General features: G+C 65.7%; 21 protein-coding genes and 2 pseudogenes. 10 read left to right on the plus strand and 13 right to left on the minus strand.

Annotation, left to right across the window (positions count from 1 at the left end; genetic code table 11):
* Positions 1-17: 17 nt before the first annotated feature.
* From ACIRRA_RS30840 to ACIRRA_RS30850, 3 genes are all read right to left on the minus strand, one after another.
* Entirely contained in the window at positions 18-503 is a 486-nt protein-coding gene (locus tag ACIRRA_RS30840) for a hypothetical protein (RefSeq protein ID WP_402775365.1), read from the minus strand.
* A 132-nt stretch (positions 504-635) separates the two neighbouring features.
* A complete protein-coding gene (locus tag ACIRRA_RS30845; protein ID WP_402775366.1) occupies positions 636-842 on the minus strand; it encodes a DUF397 domain-containing protein in 207 nt (68 codons plus the stop codon).
* Positions 839-1,717: a helix-turn-helix domain-containing protein gene (locus ACIRRA_RS30850; protein ID WP_402775369.1), complete on the minus strand. Its 879-nt coding sequence runs from the start codon at positions 1,715-1,717 to the stop codon at positions 839-841. Before ACIRRA_RS30850 ends, ACIRRA_RS30845 begins: the two co-directional genes overlap by 4 nt.
* A 272-nt stretch (positions 1,718-1,989) precedes the next feature.
* Between ACIRRA_RS30850 and ACIRRA_RS30855 the strand changes: the two genes are divergently transcribed.
* Positions 1,990-2,160: a hypothetical protein gene (locus ACIRRA_RS30855; RefSeq protein WP_402775372.1), complete on the plus strand. Its 171-nt coding sequence runs from the start codon at positions 1,990-1,992 to the stop codon at positions 2,158-2,160.
* Complete coding sequence (locus ACIRRA_RS30860; protein WP_402775375.1) at positions 2,157-2,348, plus strand: hypothetical protein; 192 nt, start codon at positions 2,157-2,159, stop codon at positions 2,346-2,348. Before ACIRRA_RS30855 ends, ACIRRA_RS30860 begins: the two co-directional genes overlap by 4 nt.
* 228 nt (positions 2,349-2,576) lie before the next feature.
* Here ACIRRA_RS30860 and ACIRRA_RS30865 read toward each other — a convergent pair whose 3' ends face one another.
* The gene (locus ACIRRA_RS30865; protein WP_402775378.1) at positions 2,577-3,473 is read right to left on the minus strand and encodes a M24 family metallopeptidase; all 897 of its coding nucleotides are present in this window, start codon (positions 3,471-3,473) and stop codon (positions 2,577-2,579) included.
* Between the two features lie 199 nt (positions 3,474-3,672).
* Here ACIRRA_RS30865 and ACIRRA_RS30870 point away from each other — a divergent pair, with 199 nt between their 5' ends.
* Positions 3,673-4,941, plus strand: a complete 1,269-nt coding sequence (locus ACIRRA_RS30870) for a PucR family transcriptional regulator (protein WP_402775381.1) — start codon at positions 3,673-3,675, stop codon at positions 4,939-4,941.
* 75 nt (positions 4,942-5,016) lie between these two features.
* Here the strand turns inward: ACIRRA_RS30870 and ACIRRA_RS30875 are convergent, their stop codons facing one another.
* From ACIRRA_RS30875 to ACIRRA_RS30895, 5 genes are all read right to left on the minus strand, one after another.
* On the minus strand, positions 5,017-5,844 hold the full coding sequence (locus ACIRRA_RS30875; protein ID WP_402775384.1) for an SDR family NAD(P)-dependent oxidoreductase: 828 nt from the start codon (positions 5,842-5,844) through the stop codon (positions 5,017-5,019).
* A gap of 77 nt (positions 5,845-5,921) precedes the next feature.
* Complete coding sequence (locus ACIRRA_RS30880) at positions 5,922-6,824, minus strand: alpha/beta fold hydrolase (RefSeq protein ID WP_402775386.1); 903 nt, start codon at positions 6,822-6,824, stop codon at positions 5,922-5,924.
* On the minus strand, positions 6,824-7,231 hold the full coding sequence (locus tag ACIRRA_RS30885) for a DUF1330 domain-containing protein (RefSeq protein WP_402775388.1): 408 nt from the start codon (positions 7,229-7,231) through the stop codon (positions 6,824-6,826). Before ACIRRA_RS30885 ends, ACIRRA_RS30880 begins: the two co-directional genes overlap by 1 nt.
* A gap of 642 nt (positions 7,232-7,873) precedes the next feature.
* Entirely contained in the window at positions 7,874-8,272 is a 399-nt protein-coding gene (locus tag ACIRRA_RS30890) for a DUF6463 family protein (RefSeq protein WP_402775390.1), read from the minus strand.
* Positions 8,273-8,405: 133 nt separating this feature from the next.
* The gene (locus ACIRRA_RS30895) at positions 8,406-9,689 is read right to left on the minus strand and encodes a ubiquinone/menaquinone biosynthesis methyltransferase (RefSeq protein WP_402775393.1); all 1,284 of its coding nucleotides are present in this window, start codon (positions 9,687-9,689) and stop codon (positions 8,406-8,408) included.
* Between the two features lie 94 nt (positions 9,690-9,783).
* Between ACIRRA_RS30895 and ACIRRA_RS30900 the strand changes: the two genes are divergently transcribed.
* Positions 9,784-10,344, plus strand: a complete 561-nt coding sequence (locus ACIRRA_RS30900; RefSeq protein WP_402775395.1) for a TetR/AcrR family transcriptional regulator — start codon at positions 9,784-9,786, stop codon at positions 10,342-10,344.
* 30 nt (positions 10,345-10,374) lie between these two features.
* Here ACIRRA_RS30900 and ACIRRA_RS30905 read toward each other — a convergent pair.
* Positions 10,375-10,611, minus strand: a pseudogene (locus ACIRRA_RS30905) (hypothetical protein); the annotation flags it as partial.
* 6 nt (positions 10,612-10,617) lie between these two features.
* Between ACIRRA_RS30905 and ACIRRA_RS30910 the strand changes: the two are divergent.
* The 4 genes and pseudogenes from ACIRRA_RS30910 to ACIRRA_RS30925 all read left to right on the plus strand — a co-directional run.
* Positions 10,618-10,914: pseudogene (locus tag ACIRRA_RS30910) on the plus strand (AMP-binding protein); the annotation flags it as partial.
* On the plus strand, positions 10,883-11,119 hold the full coding sequence (locus ACIRRA_RS30915) for a hypothetical protein (protein ID WP_402775397.1): 237 nt from the start codon (positions 10,883-10,885) through the stop codon (positions 11,117-11,119). The pseudogene ACIRRA_RS30910 and the gene ACIRRA_RS30915, both read left to right, overlap by 32 nt.
* A gap of 105 nt (positions 11,120-11,224) precedes the next feature.
* Positions 11,225-11,827, plus strand: coding sequence for a TetR/AcrR family transcriptional regulator (locus tag ACIRRA_RS30920; protein WP_402775400.1), 603 nt, complete (start codon positions 11,225-11,227; stop codon positions 11,825-11,827).
* 105 nt (positions 11,828-11,932) lie between these two features.
* Positions 11,933-12,682 (plus strand): PIG-L deacetylase family protein, encoded by a 750-nt coding sequence (locus ACIRRA_RS30925; RefSeq protein ID WP_402775402.1) that lies wholly within the window; start codon positions 11,933-11,935, stop codon positions 12,680-12,682.
* 47 nt (positions 12,683-12,729) lie between these two features.
* On the opposite strand, the gene ACIRRA_RS30930 is transcribed toward ACIRRA_RS30925, so the two are convergent.
* Both ACIRRA_RS30930 and ACIRRA_RS30935 read right to left on the minus strand, forming a co-directional pair.
* A complete protein-coding gene (locus ACIRRA_RS30930) occupies positions 12,730-13,599 on the minus strand; it encodes a hypothetical protein (protein ID WP_402775405.1) in 870 nt (289 codons plus the stop codon).
* Positions 13,599-14,705 (minus strand): glycosyltransferase family 4 protein, encoded by a 1,107-nt coding sequence (locus ACIRRA_RS30935; RefSeq protein WP_402775408.1) that lies wholly within the window; start codon positions 14,703-14,705, stop codon positions 13,599-13,601. Before ACIRRA_RS30935 ends, ACIRRA_RS30930 begins: the two co-directional genes overlap by 1 nt.
* 221 nt (positions 14,706-14,926) lie before the next feature.
* Between ACIRRA_RS30935 and ACIRRA_RS30940 the strand changes: the two genes are divergently transcribed.
* The gene (locus ACIRRA_RS30940) at positions 14,927-15,205 is read left to right on the plus strand and encodes a hypothetical protein (RefSeq protein ID WP_402775411.1); all 279 of its coding nucleotides are present in this window, start codon (positions 14,927-14,929) and stop codon (positions 15,203-15,205) included.
* A complete protein-coding gene (locus ACIRRA_RS30945) occupies positions 15,202-15,726 on the plus strand; it encodes a hypothetical protein (RefSeq protein WP_402775414.1) in 525 nt (174 codons plus the stop codon). The genes ACIRRA_RS30940 and ACIRRA_RS30945 overlap by 4 nt, the downstream gene beginning before the upstream one ends.
* 68 nt (positions 15,727-15,794) lie before the next feature.
* On the opposite strand, the gene ACIRRA_RS30950 is transcribed toward ACIRRA_RS30945, so the two are convergent.
* Positions 15,795-16,469: an L-2-amino-thiazoline-4-carboxylic acid hydrolase gene (locus tag ACIRRA_RS30950; protein ID WP_402775417.1), complete on the minus strand. Its 675-nt coding sequence runs from the start codon at positions 16,467-16,469 to the stop codon at positions 15,795-15,797.
* Positions 16,470-16,670 lie beyond the last annotated feature (201 nt).

Raw genomic sequence — 16,670 nt, forward strand, 5'->3', positions numbered from 1 at the left:
GATCCGATTGTCCCGGTTCAGTTTCCGGACGCCTGCAGCCCCGCGATGCGGAATTCGTGACTCATCCCCGAGCACACCACATCATTGCGGACCGAGACCGTGCACGTGGCTCCGCCGTAGTAGACCGACGTCGTGTTCTGGTCGGTCCCCGGCACAATCGCGGGATTGCCACCCTGCTGGGTGTGGCTGCCATTGGACCCCCACTGCGGGTGTGAGGGAAAGTAGGCCGTGTCGATGGCAACGGCCGGCACGTAGGGCACCGGGATCGTCATACCCGCGATCGTCATCGACATGATCGGCGCCGGACTCGGAAGATCGCACCCCACAACACCATTCGGGGCAATCGAACAGTTGTTTCCCGCCATGTTGAACCAGGCCACCCCGTTGGCGTCCACGTAGGGCGTCGGGTCGATGAAGTCGGCGTGGGCCACACCCGGAACAACGCTTGCCAAGAACCCAGCGACCACTGCGCCGCCGGTGACCACTGCTGACCTAACCTGCATCGCACATCTCCTTTGATGAGTGTTCAACGGATCATGTCGTATACGTGTCGAGGCTGGTGGGAGATCTTGTTACGCATGAAGAAAGGGAGTGCCCGGACACCACGCCCAGACTCCCACAGTCGTCATGGTCGATCAGGACCGGTCGAACTTTCCGTCCTTCACGGCTGCGTTGAAGACGTCCCAATCGCGCGGCGCGAAGACCAGAGCCGGGCCGGCTACGTCCTTCGAGTCCCGTACCCCCACGGTGCCCCCGTCCAGATGTGCAACCTCGACGCAGTCCTGGTTGGGGCCGCTTCGGCTGCTCTTGTACCAATCCGCCTTGGACAGGTCGGCGTTCACTCGTACTCCTTTGCAATGTTCAGTACCAGTTCCCTGGCGTCCTGCTCGCTTTTCGCCACCGTGCGGAGGGTTCTCACCGCCGCCTTGTAGAGGTCCAGCTCTCCAGGCTTGTCCAGGTACAGCGCGCCCGTGAAGCCCTCGACGTATACCAATGGTGGTTCCGTCAGGCGGGAGTCCGCGTACGCGGGGAACTCCATCAGTGTGAACGCACCAACGATCAGCGGCAATGGAGTTGCCACGCCGAGCGGCACCACCCGGATCGACACCGTGGGTAGCTTCGACACGCTCGCGATGTGCCGAAGCTGCTCGGCCATGACGGCCGGACTGCCGACCGACCAGCGCAGGGCGGATTCACAGATGTACATGACGACGCTGAAGTCGGCCGGGGGCTCCTTCAACCGCTGCTGGCGCTTCGTCGAAATCTCGATGCGCTGTTCGACTTCCGCTGTCGGCATACCGGGGTAGGCGGCCCAGATCACCGCGCGCCGATAGCTCGGCGTCTGGAGCAGTCCGGGCAGGAGATTCAGGTGGAGTGTGGTGAGCTTCCGGGCGGATTCCTCCATGCCCAGGTACAGATCGAAATACGACGGCACCGCGGACCCGTAGTCGTGCCACCACCCTGGACTCTTCGTTTCGGCGATCAGACCGATGAGGGCGGCAGTAGTGTCTTCGTCGGCGCCATAGAGGCGGCAGAGGGCGTGCACGTCCACTTCCCGGACCTTCGTGCCCGGTTGTCCCGTTTCGAGTCTCCAGAGTGTTTGGGGCGAAACATCTATCAGCCTGTACGCCTTGACCGCCGGGACGCCGGACTGCTCGCGCAGCTGCTTCAGTGTCCGCCCGATCAGGCGGCGTGGAACGGTGGAGCCAACAGCCATTCGCTTAGCCTCTCTACCGGTCTCATGCAATTTTGGAATGATTCTCTCGCCAACTCTGGATGGCGGAAACCTTTTCAAGCACATTGCCCTCTGGAACGTTCCACGCAGTGACCGGACGGCGTAGACCAGTAGTTACCCCCGGTCGCCGGGAACCTGAACAGCCCGCCCGGTCAACAAGTTCCGATCGTGCCCTTCGAAAACGGGCCGCACGTTCAGGCCGTACCGGCGATCGGGGGCACCAAACATCAACGCCGGCAACCGGAGCGCCAGCCATGTACGGCATACCCATCGAAAATCATGAGGCGATCAGCGCGATGTCGATCGGTTACGCGCGCGATGCCCTCCGAATCCATGAGTCCTGCCCGATGTCCGTGTGCGGCAAGAAGCGTCAGGCCATCGCCGTGATCCGTGCGGACGACCGGACGACAGGGAGCGGGCCATGACCATCATCTCGCACGACGCGCCGGACTATCCGGTCATGAATCTGCAAGTGGCACAACATGGTCTGAAGCAGCATCAATACTGCGACGACAGCTGCGAGGCCCGGCGGTACTTCACCGACCTGGTTCCGAAGCTGGAGCGTGCGGACCGTGAAGTCAAGCCGCTCAGGGGAACCTGGAACATCTGGTGACCCACAACCCAGGGCATCCTGACGCCTGACCACCCACACCGGCGGTCCAGGCCGCCGAAGTGGCGGATATCTGCTGGCCCCGGGCGCTGCGGTTACTCCGATATCCGCCCGATTTTCGGCGAGCACCACAGCGACCCCGACTCGGCCGGACGCCACGAGGCACGACAATTGCGCCGGAGCAGAACCGAGCTCGGCAGGGAATGGGATCAGTTGGCGGTGGAGGCGACGTTACCTGGGCGAGCGCTCATGCTGCTGCCAGTAGCGGACGTGCGGCAGGTCGTCGTCGAGCCAGTAGGCGGTGTCTTCGGTAACCACCAGCATCTCCTCCCATTTGACGCCGAAACTGCCGTTGCCGATGTGCGGTTCGACAGCCCACAGGCCCGGTTCACAGGGGCTATCGCCCTCCTCGTTCCAGATGGGCGCCTGGTGCGCGTCCGGGCGGAGTTTGGATTCGAGCAGATGGCCGGACAGGAAAGCGATGGCCTGCGGGCTGAATCCCTTGTAGCGGAAGGTGGGAAGGCGCAGGCCGGGCACCTTGCCGACGCGGTGGGCGAGGACCGAGCCGGGATAGTAGCTGTGGATGTTCTCGTAGCCCTGGTCGTGGATGAGCTCGTCGAGTTGCTTGTAGATGCGGCCCTGACCGGCGCCGGCGCGCACTAGCCGCAGGACCAGCTCACGGTAGGGCTGCAGCGCCATCCGGGCGTTGTGGAACTCCTCGTTCTCGCTGCCGCCGAGGCTGCAGGAGTAGCCGATGTCGGCGGCAGTGCCGCCGACGATCGGGCCGACATCGAGGATCACCGCCTCACCGCGCCGCAGCGGCCGGTCGGTCGGCAGGAACTGCTTGCCGAAATGCGCCATCTTCGGGTTGGCGAACTGGTTGACCAGGCCGCCCTCGGGCTTGGCGAAATCCTTGAAGCGAGTCCGCTCGCCGAACCAGGCGAACCCGTAGTGGAAGAACCGGGTCACGCCGCGGCCGCGCAGCCAGTCCTCGAGCGCGGCGGCGGCCTGTTTCTCGGTGATGCCTTCGGACAGCTGCGCCTCGACGGCGGCGACCGCGTCATAGGCCAGCCGTTGCGCGGCCTTGAAATCCGCCAGGTCGGCGTGGGTAGGAACGAGGTTCGACATCGGTGTGATCCTTTCCGTCATTGCCCGATACCGGAGAAGTTAGGCGCGCCCAGCCCGGCCCACTCGTACCGGCGTGACGAGGTTTAGTTCTCTCACTGTTACGCGGCGACAACACCAACCCGGACGGCGGCCCAATATGGCCTAGACGAACTCGGTAAACCTTTGTTACTGGACGACAATTCGTTGTTAGCCTGCGGACGTGGAACCGGAATGGCCCCCCGCGCAAGAGCCCGCCGCGCGACAGGCGTGGCGTACTGTGCTGCGTCCCATTGCCGCGGAGTTGCGTGCCGCCGCGGCCGAGTTGAGCCAGCAGATGAGTTCGGTGTTCGCCGTCGAGCTGCCGCATGTCTTTCCCGACGACGCCACGCTGGCGGAAAACCAGGTCAGCACCGAAGCCAGCGTGCTGGCGCTGGCGCAGATGATCGAGCGCGGGGGAGATCCGCGGTCGGTGGAACTGCCCGCCGCGACCGCCGCGATCGCCCGGTCGGGAGTGTGGCGGCAGCTGCCGCTGGCCGATCTCCTCCGTACCTACCGGTTCGGGCATGAGCTGGGGTGGCAGTGGATCTTTGGGCGCATCGCCACCCTCGCGAAGGATTCCGCCGAGCTCGTCGTGGCGGCCGACCTGGCCTCGCGATGGCTGTTCGCTTACATCGACGCGACGGTGACCCGCGCCGCCACCGTGTACGACGACGAACGCGAGCATTGGCTGCGCAGCGCGATGGCCGCGCGCGGGGAGGCGATCGAGGACATCGTGGCCCGCCGGGAGACCGACATCGCCCGGGCCTCGACCCGATTACGGTACGACCTACGCCGCCACCACATCGGAGTGCTCGCCTGGCTGGATACACCGTCGGCGGACGACGACGCCCAGACCATGCTGGCCCGCGCGGTCACCGACCTCGCCGAGCACGTCCACGCGGACCCGCCGCTGATCTACCCGTCGGGGGTGTTGTCGTGTACCGGCTGGCTCAGCCGCGGCACAGCGTTCATCGAGGCGGAACTGGCTGCGCTGGCATGTGTTCGGTTGAGCGGGGTGCGAGTCGCGGCGGGCGAGCCCGGCGCGGGGTTGACCGGTTTCCGGCGCACCCATCTGGAAGCCACCCAGGCCCGGCGCGTGGCCATTCTGTCGCCCACGGCGACCGCGCTCACCCGCTACGCCGACGTGGCGCTCGCGGCGCTGACCAGCGTCGATGCCGAACTCGCCGGCGAGTTCGTGGCCCGGGTGCTCGGGCCGCTGGCCGCGCCGGACGCGGGAACCCGCCGCCTGGCCGAGACCTTGGCCGTGTTCCTGGACGAGAACCGCAGCCGCAGCCGGGCCGCGGCGCGGCTGAATGTGCACCCGAACACCGTCAACTATCGGGTGCGGCAGGCCGAGCAGTTGCTCGGCCGCAGCGTCGACACCGCATCCCTGGATCTTCGTGCGGCACTGGCGATGCTCGCGGCGGTGGGCGGACAGACGTCGCACTGACCCACCCCGGCTTTCGCCGCGGCGGATCTCCGCGGCACCGTTATTCCCGCAGACGCGTGCTATGCCGGGTGCGGCTCACACCGCGAACTTCGCCGTCTGCCGCGACAGCCACCGGGCCAGCGGCGGGACGGCCCGGGACAGGCCGTACATCAGATGCGCTTCGGGCGCGATCGGAGCGACCGCCTTGTTCCCGTCCACCGCGCGCAGGATGTTCAGCGCGACCCTGTCGGGCGTGTAACCGCGTTTGGCGTACAGGGCGGCCATCTTCTGCCGGCGGGCGTCGGTATTGCCGCCGCGGATCGGGCTGCTGGTGCTGATCGCGGTGTTGATCACGCCGGGGCACACGGCGGTGACACCGATACCGTGCTCCCGCAGCTCCATCCGCAGCGCCTCGGAATGCCCGAAGACCGCGAATTTGGTTGCGCTGTAAGCGCTCAGTGCCGGGTTGGCCAGGATGCCGGCCGCGGAGGAAACGTTGACCACATGCCCGCTGCCCCGCGCGATCATCGACGGCACGAACGCGGTATTGCCGTGAACCACACCCATCAGATTGATACCGATCAGCCGTTCCCAATCTTCCGGCGTCGTCTCCAGCAAGCCGGCGACCACGCCGATGCCTGCATTGTTGACGAGCAGATCCACTCCGACGAAGCGTTGCAGCACCTCCTCGGCGAAGGTGGTCATCTGCTGCGCGTCGGAGACGTCGACGATCCAGGTGCAGACCTCGACGCCATTGGCGCGCACTGCGACTGCGGTCTGCTCCAGGCCGGTAGCGTTCACGTCGCAGAGCGCCAGACGGGCGCCGCGGCGGGCGCACGCCAATGCCAGTTCCCGGCCGATCCCGCTGCCGGCACCGGTGATGACGACGACGCGGTTGGTGAGGTCCTTGGTGGACAGTGACATGGTCGAGCTCCTTGATTTCGTACGAGAGGTGAGCGCGCGTGGGCGACGCAGGACGGCCGCTGCACGGGATTCGGCCTTCAGCCCGCAACCGTGCGGCGGCGGCCGTGGGCCGGCCGCGGAGGCATGGTCCGCGGCGGGTTGGTCTGCGGCGGGTTGGGACCGCCCAACTGGGTGCGCAGGAACGGGACGACGAGTTCGGCGACCCGTTCGGCCTGTTCGAGGAACACCCAGTGCCCGGCGCCGGCGATGGTGTGGATCCGCGCAGACGGGAACGGCTGAGTCTGCCTGTATGCCTGTTCGGCCGGCAGGTACACGTCGTCGGCGCCCCAGACCACCAGACACGGCAGGTCGTGTCGCTGCAGTACAGCGGCAATCGGGATCATCGACCGGATATTCGTCGACCGGTATAGCCGGAGAACGGCTCGCTTGGTGCCCCACGGGCGCAGATGCGCCGCGACGCGAGCCACCGAGGCCCGGTCCAGGCCGGGGTTGTCGTGCTGAAGCAGCGCCCGGACGAGCCGGGGGGTCGCGATCCGCTGCATCAGTTCGCCGACCAATGGAATACGCCAGATCCGCGCCAGCCGGTGCCAGCGGTAATCCAGCAGCACCCCGGTATTGATCAGTGTCACGCTGGCCACCATGTCGGGGTGTTGCGCGGCCCACGTGAGCGCCCATGGCCCGCCGAAGTCGTGCGCGAGCAGGTGCACTCGTTGCACGCCCAGCGCCCGGATGACGCCGTCGAGGTGGCGGGCGTAGTCGGCGACGGTGTAGCCCTGGTCGCCGCGCATTTCCGCGCCGGCGAAGCCGGGCATGTCCGGGGCGATAACCCGGGCGAACTCGGCGATCGGGGCCATCAGTCGAAGCCAGTCCGATCCACCGCCGGGGTTGCCGTGGATGAAGACGACCGCCTCGCCGCCTTCGGGCCCGCCGACGAGCACGGGCGAGCGGACGTCGCCCACCACGATCTGCTGGGTCCGCATCAGGACTCCGGCTGCCACGGGTCGGTGGCCACCAACGCCGAGGTGGTCAGCGCGGCGGTGCGGTGTGCCGCTATCGCCTGATAGCCGGGATCCAGTGCCATCTCCAGGAACTTCGCCCGCGACGGATACTCCACCACGACTACGGTGTCCCACCAGGCGTAGTCCTCACCGCCGATGACGATTTCCCTCGCGTCGCCGGCGTACACGATCCGGGCGCCGACGCGGTCCAGGTGCGGTTGAACCTCCCGCGCGTAACGGGCGTAGCTGTCGCGGCCACCGTCGGGCGCATTGTTGAAGGCCAGCAGATTGATCATCACCACAGGCCCGACGGCAGACTGCGCTGCGGCGATGAGCCCTTTGATCTGCTCCTCGCTGGGGTCGATATGGGTGGTTGTCGTCCCTGTCACGGTGTCTCCTCGTGGTTGCGTGAGCCGGTGCCGTCGAAATTAGGCAGAATCCGCTCACGGCTCTTGACCTGCGGCGACAACGCGCGGTCTCGGGTTTGTACTGCGACGACAGCCATCGCGGGCCGTTGTATCGAGGTGACATTCGTGTGCTCGAAACGTTGGTGTCCGGCGACGAGCGCGTTGACGCTTCGGCAGCTGTATGCGAGCTCGGGGTCAGGTTCCGGACTGGTGAGGAGTCCAGGCGCTGGGTGACCGAATCGAGGTGCGGTGACGGGGTCCCGGCCTTTTTCGCGGAAAACAACGAAGTTGGCCCGACCTGCGAGTTCGATGCTCGGACGCGGCCGGACCGGGTGCATCGCACACCGCGATCCTGGGCGCAAATTGCATCAGACGCGGTCCGATCGTTCCTCTGATGTGTTGCTATCCAATGGATTACGCCATATCCGCCCGATTTTCGGCGAAAACCCGGTACCTCAGATGTGGGACAACTGCGTGGAATGGTTCAAGCTCGCTGGTTGACCCTTCGAGTGTCGTGGCTCGCTGATCCTGTTGCGGCCGTGGGGAGTCGACCAGCGGACAGGGAACCGACTGCCGCACAAGGTATCCGGTTTCGGAGCCGATCGGATGTCCGGCCGCCGACGCTCACACCTCGCTGTGCGCGGGTGCGGGCCCGGCGTGTTCGGCGGCGCGGTGAATGCCGCGCAGGAGCAGGACCGCGGTGGCCACCACCGCTGGTGCTGGGGTGGGCTCGACGATGAGAGCGCACACGCCACCCCAGGCCAGCGTCATCCACGCCAGGAAGACCGGCGGGACGATGCCGTTCCGGTCCATCCATACCACGAGCAGGCCGACGATCAGCAGCGGCAGGCCGAACCCTGCCGGATTGGCCCAGAAGGCGTTGGCCGACAGGGTGTCCTCCTGCCAGTGGCCCCACAGCCGCAGCGACAGCCAGTCCCCGAAGTAGGCGTGGCTGAGCAATAACCCGATGGTGAGATGCCCGGCGCCGATGAGCGCGATGATGCGGCCGGACCATTTGATCATGTGAATCAGACTCCTATCACGGAATGACAAGTTATGGGCGCATGGAAGGCTGATCAGGCCGGAGTGGTCCGGCCGATGGGCCCTGATCGCCGAATGCGATGAACCAGAACCAGAATTCATTTTCTATAACTGATCATCGTGGCTTGTCGGCCCAGAGGATGACATTGGTGCCGAGGAACTTCTTGCTCCATCCGATGTTCTGAAAACCCGTTTCGCGCAGAACATTCGCGACATGTTGTGGTGAGGTGAAGGCGAGGGTGCTGTATTCGAGGTAGGTGTAGGACGACCGGTCGCGAGCAATCGTCTGCCCCAGCAGCGGAATGATCGTGCTCATTCCCCACTCGAGGATCGGCTTCAACGGGCCGCTGGGAGGGCAGGTTTCGAGGATGACGATCCGGCCGCCGGGCACGAGGACCCGATGCTGTTCGCGAAGCACTCCGGGGAGGTCTTCGACGTTGCGGAGCAGATAGCCTTCGGTAACCGCGTCGAAGGACCCGTCGTCGAACGGCAGCCGGGTCGCGTCGGCCTGCTGCCATCGAACCGCGCCGGCCCCGGATTTGATCCGTGCGCGAGCCAACATCGCCTCGGAGAAGTCGGCACCGGTCACGACGACAGTCGGATACATCTGTGCCGCCGCCAGAGCGATCGCACCTGTCCCGGTAGCCAGGTCCAACAGTTGCCCGCCCGCGGGCGGCGCGGCGCGGGCGGCCACTTCACGGCACCAGCGCGCATGGCGGCCGAGCGTCATGACCACGTTCATCCGGTCGTAGTATCCGGCGATCTTCTCGAAGATCGTGTGTACCGCAACACCTTTGCCGTGCGAGGTCTCGGCGACGGTGTTCGCTTGCCACTCGCGGCCGATGGCGCGCATCAGCGCCGGATACACACCGAGATACCGAAAAGGCTTGATACCGGCCATGTAGAGGGCGCCCAACAGGCCGTTCGGCTTCACCAGGACAGCCATCTGACCGCGGTAGCCTCCGGTTCCGTCCGCAACCCAGCCGAGGTGCATGACCGCGTGGACGGTCGTGTTGCCCATTTCGGCTGCCCATTCGTTCTCCAGTTGGTAGACGGACCGGAACGGCGATGCGCCGAGGTCCGGACCCCTGGAGCCCTCGCGGAGGTCGGCGGGCAAGCGGTCGTACAGGGAGGGCAGCCGACCGCCGGTGCCGGTATCGGGCCGGTCCCAGCCGCGCAGCGCTCCGAGCTTCCAGCGAATGGTGAACAGCGCCCGGGAGATAACGGTATCGCCGGTCACCCCACCGCTGACTCCTTCGGCGAATTGGCTTACCAGCCAATGGAAGTCGTCGGGGCCGCCCGGGGTGGGCAACGCCCATACGTCCTCCACGGTGAAGTCGTCGGCGATGTCGTGGATCCGCCACGGGCGGTTGGTGTGAGCGGTTGGAGGAAGTCTCACGAGCTCGGCTCCGATCTATACGGTGGCGTATAGATCGAACATAAACCCACTTATACGCCCCCGTATACTCCTTGCCGACGTGAGGAGGCACACCATGGCCGTGGCACGCACACCGCGAGGCAGATGGATCGAGGAAGGCTTGCGGGCACTCGTCGTGGGCGGCCCCGAAGCCGTACGGATCGAGGCGCTGGCACAGGCGCTCGGTGTCAGCAAGGGCGGCTTCTACGGGTACTTCCGCAATCGGGACGCACTGCTCACCGAGATGCTCGACACCTGGGAGTACGAGGTCGCCGAAGGCGTGGTCGAACAGATCGAGCGCGATGGAGGGGACGCCAGAACCAGGTTGGAACGGCTTTTCGCCATCGTCGCCGACACGGCGGACGGGCCGGTGCGGGGCATCACCGCCGATATCGCGATCCGCGATTGGGCCCGCCGCGACGGAGCGGTGGCCGAACGGCTCCGCCGCGTCGACAACCGCCGCATGGACTACCTGCGGTCCCTGTATTCCTCGTTCTGCCCCGACGAGGACGAGGTCGAGATCCGCTGCCTGATCACCGTTTCGGTGCGCATCGGCAACCACTTCCAGGCTGCCGACAACGGCCCGCGCAGCCGCACCGAGATGATGGAACTGATCAAGCTACGGCTGCTGGCCTAGGAGCACTGGTGAAACCGATTACGGGCCTGATCAATTCGTTGGGGTGAGTGGGGTGGCGGATCGCCCGGGGGTCGAACTGTTCCGAGATCGCCGGGCCGCGAGGGTCAGGGCGATATCCACGAGCATGTCCTCCTGGCCGCCGACCAACCCACGCCACCCGGCCTCCAGGAGCAAGGTGCGCGCATCGATGCCGTATCGCGCACCAGCGGTCTCGGCGTGGCGTAGGAAGCTGGAGTACACCCCGGCATAGCCCAGGGTCAGTGTTTCCGGGCAATGGCCGAGGCGCCCGATCGGACTGCGATCGTATGCGGCGACCGGAGACTGTCCTACGCCCAATTGGGCCGGGCTGCGGTGGGTCTGGCACGCCGACTATCCGGGTCGGTCGTGGCTGGACGCCCGGTCGCAGTCATCATGCCGAACGGCCCCGAGCTGTCGGCCGCGATCTTCGCCGCCTGGCTGGCCGGTGCGCAGGTGGCCCTGATGAACCCCAGCTTCACCGGCCGGGAACTGCGCCTGCTGCTCGAACGATCCGAGGCCAGTGTCGTGCTCACCGCGGTCGGGGACGCCGATCCGATCTCCGCCGCGGCCGAGTCGCTCGTTTATCGTCACCGACCGCGGCGCGACCCTGAACCGGGCGGCGCTGGCCGACTACTGCGCGACGAATCTGGCGCACTACAAACAACCCCGGGACATCCAGGTGGTGGGGCAATTGCCGAAAACCGCTGCGAACAAGATAGATCGACTCGCTCTGCGCAGGATGGCGGCGAACACGTGAGCGGGTGCTGACACCCGGCCACCCCGTCCGGCGGGCTTCCTGGATCCTTCTACGAGCTAAGCTGACATGTTCGACTTCGGAGGAACGATGGTGGGAGGCCCACGCGTGGCTGCGTCAACGCCGGTCGAGGGGGAGTCGGCCTGGGAGGACAAACGTCGGCGCATCCTCGACGGTGCCGCGGCCGTGTTCTCCTCCCGCGGGTACAACAAGGGAACCACCAGGGAAATCGCGGCCCAGCTCGACCTCAGTCAGCCGTCCATCTACCACTATGTCGGTTCGAAAGCAGACCTGTTGCGCGAGATCGCATTACAGGTCGATCGGGACATGACGACCGCACTGCACGACGGCCTGGCCGCGGGCAGCGATCCTGTTGCCCAACTGCGGGCGATCATCACCCGATTCACCTCCGCGGTGATCGCGAACCATCTCACCTTCGCTGTCTATCGCAGCGAGCAGCGATGGCTGGAGCCGGCGGTGGCCGAGGAAGTGCAACTCCACGAACGCGAATTCGTCGCCACCGTACGCGGTGTCGTCGAAAAGGTGCAGGCGCTGGGGCAGCTCCCGGACGCACCGTCATCCGTCGTGACCTTCGCGATTCTGAACATGGTCAGCGAAAGCCATCGCTGGTATCACCAGGACGGCTCGCTCGATCCCGCGTCGATCGCCGACGCCTATTGCAAACTCATCGGGCTGCCGCCGCAGGACTGACGGCAGCGCAACGATGTCGAGGTCTGCTGAATTCGCCCGTGCCGTTACTGCTGAGGCTGCGGCGCGTGACGCCGATGAGTACGCCGCGCGCGGCGGGCGCGTCTCGTGAGCTCGACCTGCGTTTTTCTACACGCCCATCCGGACGACGAGTCGTTCTTGACTGCGGGAACGATGGCGCGCTTGGCCGCCGAGGGCCATCGGGTCGTCCTAGTGGTTGCCACGGATGGTGAAGCGGGGCTCGCGGATGTGCCCGCCGGGGCCGAACTCGGCGCGCGACGGCGACGGGAAACGTTGGCCTCGGCGACCGCTCTCGGCTGCGCGCGGGTGGAGTTTCTCGGCTACCGCGATTCCGGATCGGATGGGGCCGTTGCGAATTCGTTCTCTACTACGCCGGTCGAGCAGGCCGCGGAGCGGATAGCCGCGCTACTGGTCGAGGAGCGGGCGGATCTGGTCACGTCCTACGACCCGGCAGGCGGCTATGGGCATCCCGACCATGTTCAGCTACACCATGTGGGTGCGCTCGCGGCACAGATCGCGGGCACCCCACTACTGCTGGAAGCCACCGTCGACCGCGATGCGCTCCTGCTGACGATGCGGATCGCTGCCATGTTTCGCCTGTTGCCGCCCGAGCTGACACCGGATCTGCTCACCAACAGCTACTCGCCCCGCAGCGCGATCACCCACCGGGTGCGCGTAGGCCGCTACGCTGTGGCCAAACGGGCGAGCATGGCCGCACACTGCACTCAGTCGGCCGGCGGTGACGGAGTGCGCACGCTGGCCGCTCTGTTGAGGTTGCCTCGGCCGGTGTTTCGATGGGCGCTGGGCACGGAATGGTATGTCCGGCGCGCTGTTTAGCCTTCGGATCGAACCGCACAGGCCGAGCGGGGTCACGCTGCCGATCGTCACCACCACAGCTTGAAGGTCTCGAACGCTACCGCCTCGTTGTGACCTGAGCGGTTCACCGTGTGATGCAGCGCTCCCACGAACGCGCCCGTGGACTCGAGTGGGGTGCCGCGCATGGGTACCACGAGTCGTGGCACTCGCCGCCGGGCCAGATGCGCGGAGATCCACACATCATCCTGCCACCAGACCTCGGGGGGCCAGCCTTCGAAATCATGCACCGCCTCGTCGAGCGATCCGGCGGGAATCAGGTACCCCCACATGCCCATCAGCACGTCGACCGGGACGTGCTTGCGCACCGCCGTCCCGCACACGTGCCCGAGATAGCGCGGGTCGCAGCCCGACCGGACATGCTGGCCGCGTACGCCCAGCGCTGCGGCGGGCAGTTGGCGGTGGGCGGCGAGCAAGTCTTCGAGCAACGTTTCGGGATAGATCGCATCGTCGTCGACAACCACCAGCACCGCGTTCGGCTCCGCCCGCAGCGCGGGCAGCAACTTCGTCGCGGGCCCTTGGTCCTCGCACCGCACGAGGTCCACTCCTGCCGGCAGTGAGGGGGGCTCGGGGTAGGCGGCTCCCGACCGGAGCGAATACCGTGGCCATGCCAGCAGCAGCCGATCGGCCGGGACTGTCTGGTCCAGCAGGCTGCGCAGAACCGGCCGCAGGTGCCTGCGCCGTTGCGGCACGGTAGACAACGTCACGACGATGCGTTCTGCGCGGGCGGGCATCAAGCGTGGAGCAGGGTCACGCCGCAGTAGCCTGGCTGCTCGGATCATGTCGCGGGTCAGACCGGCAGCGGTGGCGTTGCCGAACCGCTTGTGCAGATGATCGACGTTGCTCCACGCGATACGTGCAAGATGCACAGGCGAAGCCATCAGACGTCCTTTCCCGCTGCTGTCGGATCGGACATGTGTACCCGACGCACCGCCTCGTCATAACAGTGGCGCAGGCTGTTCAGCACGACCGACCAACTGTGCTCCGATGGCGTCACAGTTCGGTTGTGGGTGGCGATCCGGTGGTGCAATTGCTTGTCGCATCCCAGTTGCACCAAGGCCGCTACCAGGTCGGTCATCGTGTCGCCCAGCAGTCCCTCACGCCCGTGCTCGACGAAATCGGCCACCCCGCTGTCGGATCGGGCGACCACCGGCAGACCCGCAGTTCGCGCCTCCAATGTGGCCAGCCCGAACGCTTCGCGACGGGTCACGTTCAGGTAGACATCCGCGGTGGCCAGGATGTCGCGGATGGTCTGCTGATCCTGCACCCCGATCAACCGCACCCACCCGGTCATGCCATGCCGAGACAGATACCGCCGCATAGCGTCGGTCCGTGAACCGGCGCCGACGATGGTGGCATGCACTGCGACCTGGCCGTCGAGCCGTTGCTGTGCCTGCCGAAGGACTTTCAGCAGGATCAGTGGTTTCCTGCGGGTGACCAATCGGCCGACAGAGACGACGTGCAGCTCTTGCAGCTCGCCCGTCGGACGTGAGGTGCTGCGTGGCAATACCGGTGAGACGCCATTGGGGACAACGACGGTCGTGGTCCCGGGTAACGCGCGGGCGATCTGGTCGGCGACCACTGTGCTCACGGCGGTCAGCACGAACCGGTCTCGCCAATCGCCGACCTTCCCGATCAGGCGATAGCAGACCCGCACGGGCAGGTCCCACATGCTGTGTACCGTCATCACGGTCGGAATCCGGAGCAGCCCTAGCTGTCTCGTGGAGCACAGCGCAAAGGGTGAATAGACACTCAGGTGCACATGCGCAACCCGTGGTTCCAGTCGCAACAGCAGTGCACGCACGTGCCCCACCCGGGCGACCCGATGCACGCGATAGGGCAGCGCTCTATCGTCATGGGTCCCGCTCGTCGTGGTGATGACGTGGACTTCCTCGCCGGCGGCTGTTTGAGCGCGCGCCAGCCGCTCGATCTGAACCTCGATGCCGCCGACTCGCGGGGCGAAAACATCAGTAAGGTGCACGATCACATGTCAACCCTTCACCTGGATTCAACAGTACTGTGCGTCCAGCGCGGTTTATAGCGAGAGTGAATTATTATCATCGGCGCTGGCGTACCACGGAGGCAAAGGTGACGCGCGCTTGAAAGGTAGGACGGCGTGAACGCAGCTCGCGTGATTTCCTACGACGGGACCGGACTGCATGACGCGATCGACGGTGATCCCAACGCCGGGCGAGTCATCGTCTTCGAATGATGAGCCTGCTGGCGCTGTTTGCCGACGCGGCATTGTGCGTACGCAGTGGGGGATTGGCCGCGCTCGGGAGGACGCCTGTGTTGATGATCGCCGACGATGGGGTTCGGTCCATTCCTCGCCGGTGCAAAACCCATGCCGCCTCGACCATTTCAGGAGTGCAGCTTGTAATCCTTCCCACCGCAGGTCATCTGGGCTCGAAGCCGGACGATATCGACTGGCGCCCGCGCGGGTTCATCACGAGCCTGGACCCGCTGGAAGGACGGGCTCGGGCATGAGAACCGCGTATTTGGTCCTGGGGCCGGAGAGCAGTGGGACGCGCATGCTGACGCGGGCGTTCGTGGCGGCAGGCTGTTTCGGGGACGGCGGCCATGTCCAGCGATTGGATTGCCTCGACTTCCGGGGATATCCGGACAGGATCGTGTTCCGTCAGAGCTTGCCGCACGGCGACGGGTGGCCCGACTGTCCACGAATCGTCGGCTCCATGACGTCGGCGGGCTATGCCGTGCAGCCGGTCTTGATCCTCCGCGACAAGGATCACACGGTCCGGTCACAACGTGCTCGCAAGCATGCCTTTTCACGGCGTCAGGCACGACGGCGGATCACCGATGCGCTCGACTTCGCATACCGCCAGCTTGCCGAGGTGGACCATACTCCGCTGGTCGTACTGTATGAGCCGTTCGTCCGTTATGAAGCCGTACGGCGGACGTTCTTCGAGCAACTGGGCCTCGAGTGCCCGACCATGGAGTTCTTCGACGCGAACGCCCGCCACCGCCGCACCAGCCTCCGGTGGTGGTAACAAGCGCAGGGATCGATGTGGAGATGCCGACTGCATCCGCGCCAACCTGCATCGAGTGGTCAGTGCCGTCAGTGGTCGGTGCGCTCCCAATGGAACGGGCAGTGTGTGCCGCCCCAGCCGATGGTGGTGCTCCGCTCGAACCGGAAGCCGTGCCGTTCCGGATCGATGGCCGCGATCCAGTTGGCATCGAATTCGCACATCACCGGAGTCAGTTCTGCGACCGAATGATCCACCAGCACATCGTGATAGAAGCAACGCACGACATCGGAACGATAGCGCCGCTCGTCATCGAAGGGATGCTCGAAGGTGAAAGTTGGGCCGAATGCCTGCTCTTCCCTCGATTTGGCGAGTTCGACCATCGCCCGGAACGGATCGGGCGCCCCATCGAGAATGGCTCGGGTACTCTCCCGCACCGCGTCACCGAGCGGTTCGACGAACGCAATCTCGACCGCCTCGATGGATTTCGCACGACCGAGTCGCGGTTGTAGCAATCGGTAGGCCGCGACCAGCGCCACCGTCATCCTCAGGTTGTAGCGGGACGGCTCGTCGACAACACGGTCTGCGCTCGCGGCCTCGAGTTCGGCGTGCAGTCGTCGCATATCGGTGAGAAGTGTTGCCGGAACGTCATTTTCCCTCAGGGTGACCGCTATCCTCTCGAAGAACGCCTCGAGGATTATGGTGAGGTCGCGCTCGGGATCCGGGACGTACCCATCCTCGGCGATGTCGAACGGGTCGGTGTTCATGGTGTTTCCTCTCGGGACATCCCACCCGGTCCCGAACACGACCACTACACCCGGATGGGCGTCACCGGCCGTGCCCACAACCGCGCGGGCACGCCAACACGCTCCACCGACCTACCTGGCGCTGACGATTCTTTATACTTGCACGCTCAACCTGTCACGCCACGGCAGTATCGTCAAGTCGACTTGTGCCACAGCGGTATT

Source organism: Nocardia sp. NPDC101769, assembly GCF_044766925.1.
Classification (GTDB): domain Bacteria; phylum Actinomycetota; class Actinomycetes; order Mycobacteriales; family Mycobacteriaceae; genus Nocardia.

What these genes read in the sequence shown, in the direction of transcription:
- ACIRRA_RS30945 (WP_402775414.1), top strand. Translation starts at nt 15,202, where the DNA reads ATGAGAACCGCGTATTTGGTCCTGGGGCCGGAGAGCAGTGGGACGCGC.
- ACIRRA_RS30860 (WP_402775375.1), top strand. Translation starts at nt 2,157, where the DNA reads ATGACCATCATCTCGCACGACGCGCCGGACTATCCGGTCATGAATCTG.
- ACIRRA_RS30875 (WP_402775384.1), bottom strand. Translation starts at nt 5,844, where the DNA reads ATGTCACTGTCCACCAAGGACCTCACCAACCGCGTCGTCGTCATCACC.
- ACIRRA_RS30950 (WP_402775417.1), bottom strand. Translation starts at nt 16,469, where the DNA reads ATGAACACCGACCCGTTCGACATCGCCGAGGATGGGTACGTCCCGGAT.
- ACIRRA_RS30880 (WP_402775386.1), bottom strand. Translation starts at nt 6,824, where the DNA reads ATGCGGACCCAGCAGATCGTGGTGGGCGACGTCCGCTCGCCCGTGCTC.
- ACIRRA_RS30890 (WP_402775390.1), bottom strand. Translation starts at nt 8,272, where the DNA reads ATGATCAAATGGTCCGGCCGCATCATCGCGCTCATCGGCGCCGGGCAT.
- ACIRRA_RS30900 (WP_402775395.1), top strand. Translation starts at nt 9,784, where the DNA reads ATGGCCGTGGCACGCACACCGCGAGGCAGATGGATCGAGGAAGGCTTG.
- ACIRRA_RS30865 (WP_402775378.1), bottom strand. Translation starts at nt 3,473, where the DNA reads ATGTCGAACCTCGTTCCTACCCACGCCGACCTGGCGGATTTCAAGGCC.
- ACIRRA_RS30850 (WP_402775369.1), bottom strand. Translation starts at nt 1,717, where the DNA reads ATGGCTGTTGGCTCCACCGTTCCACGCCGCCTGATCGGGCGGACACTG.
- ACIRRA_RS30840 (WP_402775365.1), bottom strand. Translation starts at nt 503, where the DNA reads ATGCAGGTTAGGTCAGCAGTGGTCACCGGCGGCGCAGTGGTCGCTGGG.
- ACIRRA_RS30855 (WP_402775372.1), top strand. Translation starts at nt 1,990, where the DNA reads ATGTACGGCATACCCATCGAAAATCATGAGGCGATCAGCGCGATGTCG.
- ACIRRA_RS30940 (WP_402775411.1), top strand. Translation starts at nt 14,927, where the DNA reads ATGATGAGCCTGCTGGCGCTGTTTGCCGACGCGGCATTGTGCGTACGC.
- ACIRRA_RS30930 (WP_402775405.1), bottom strand. Translation starts at nt 13,599, where the DNA reads ATGGCTTCGCCTGTGCATCTTGCACGTATCGCGTGGAGCAACGTCGAT.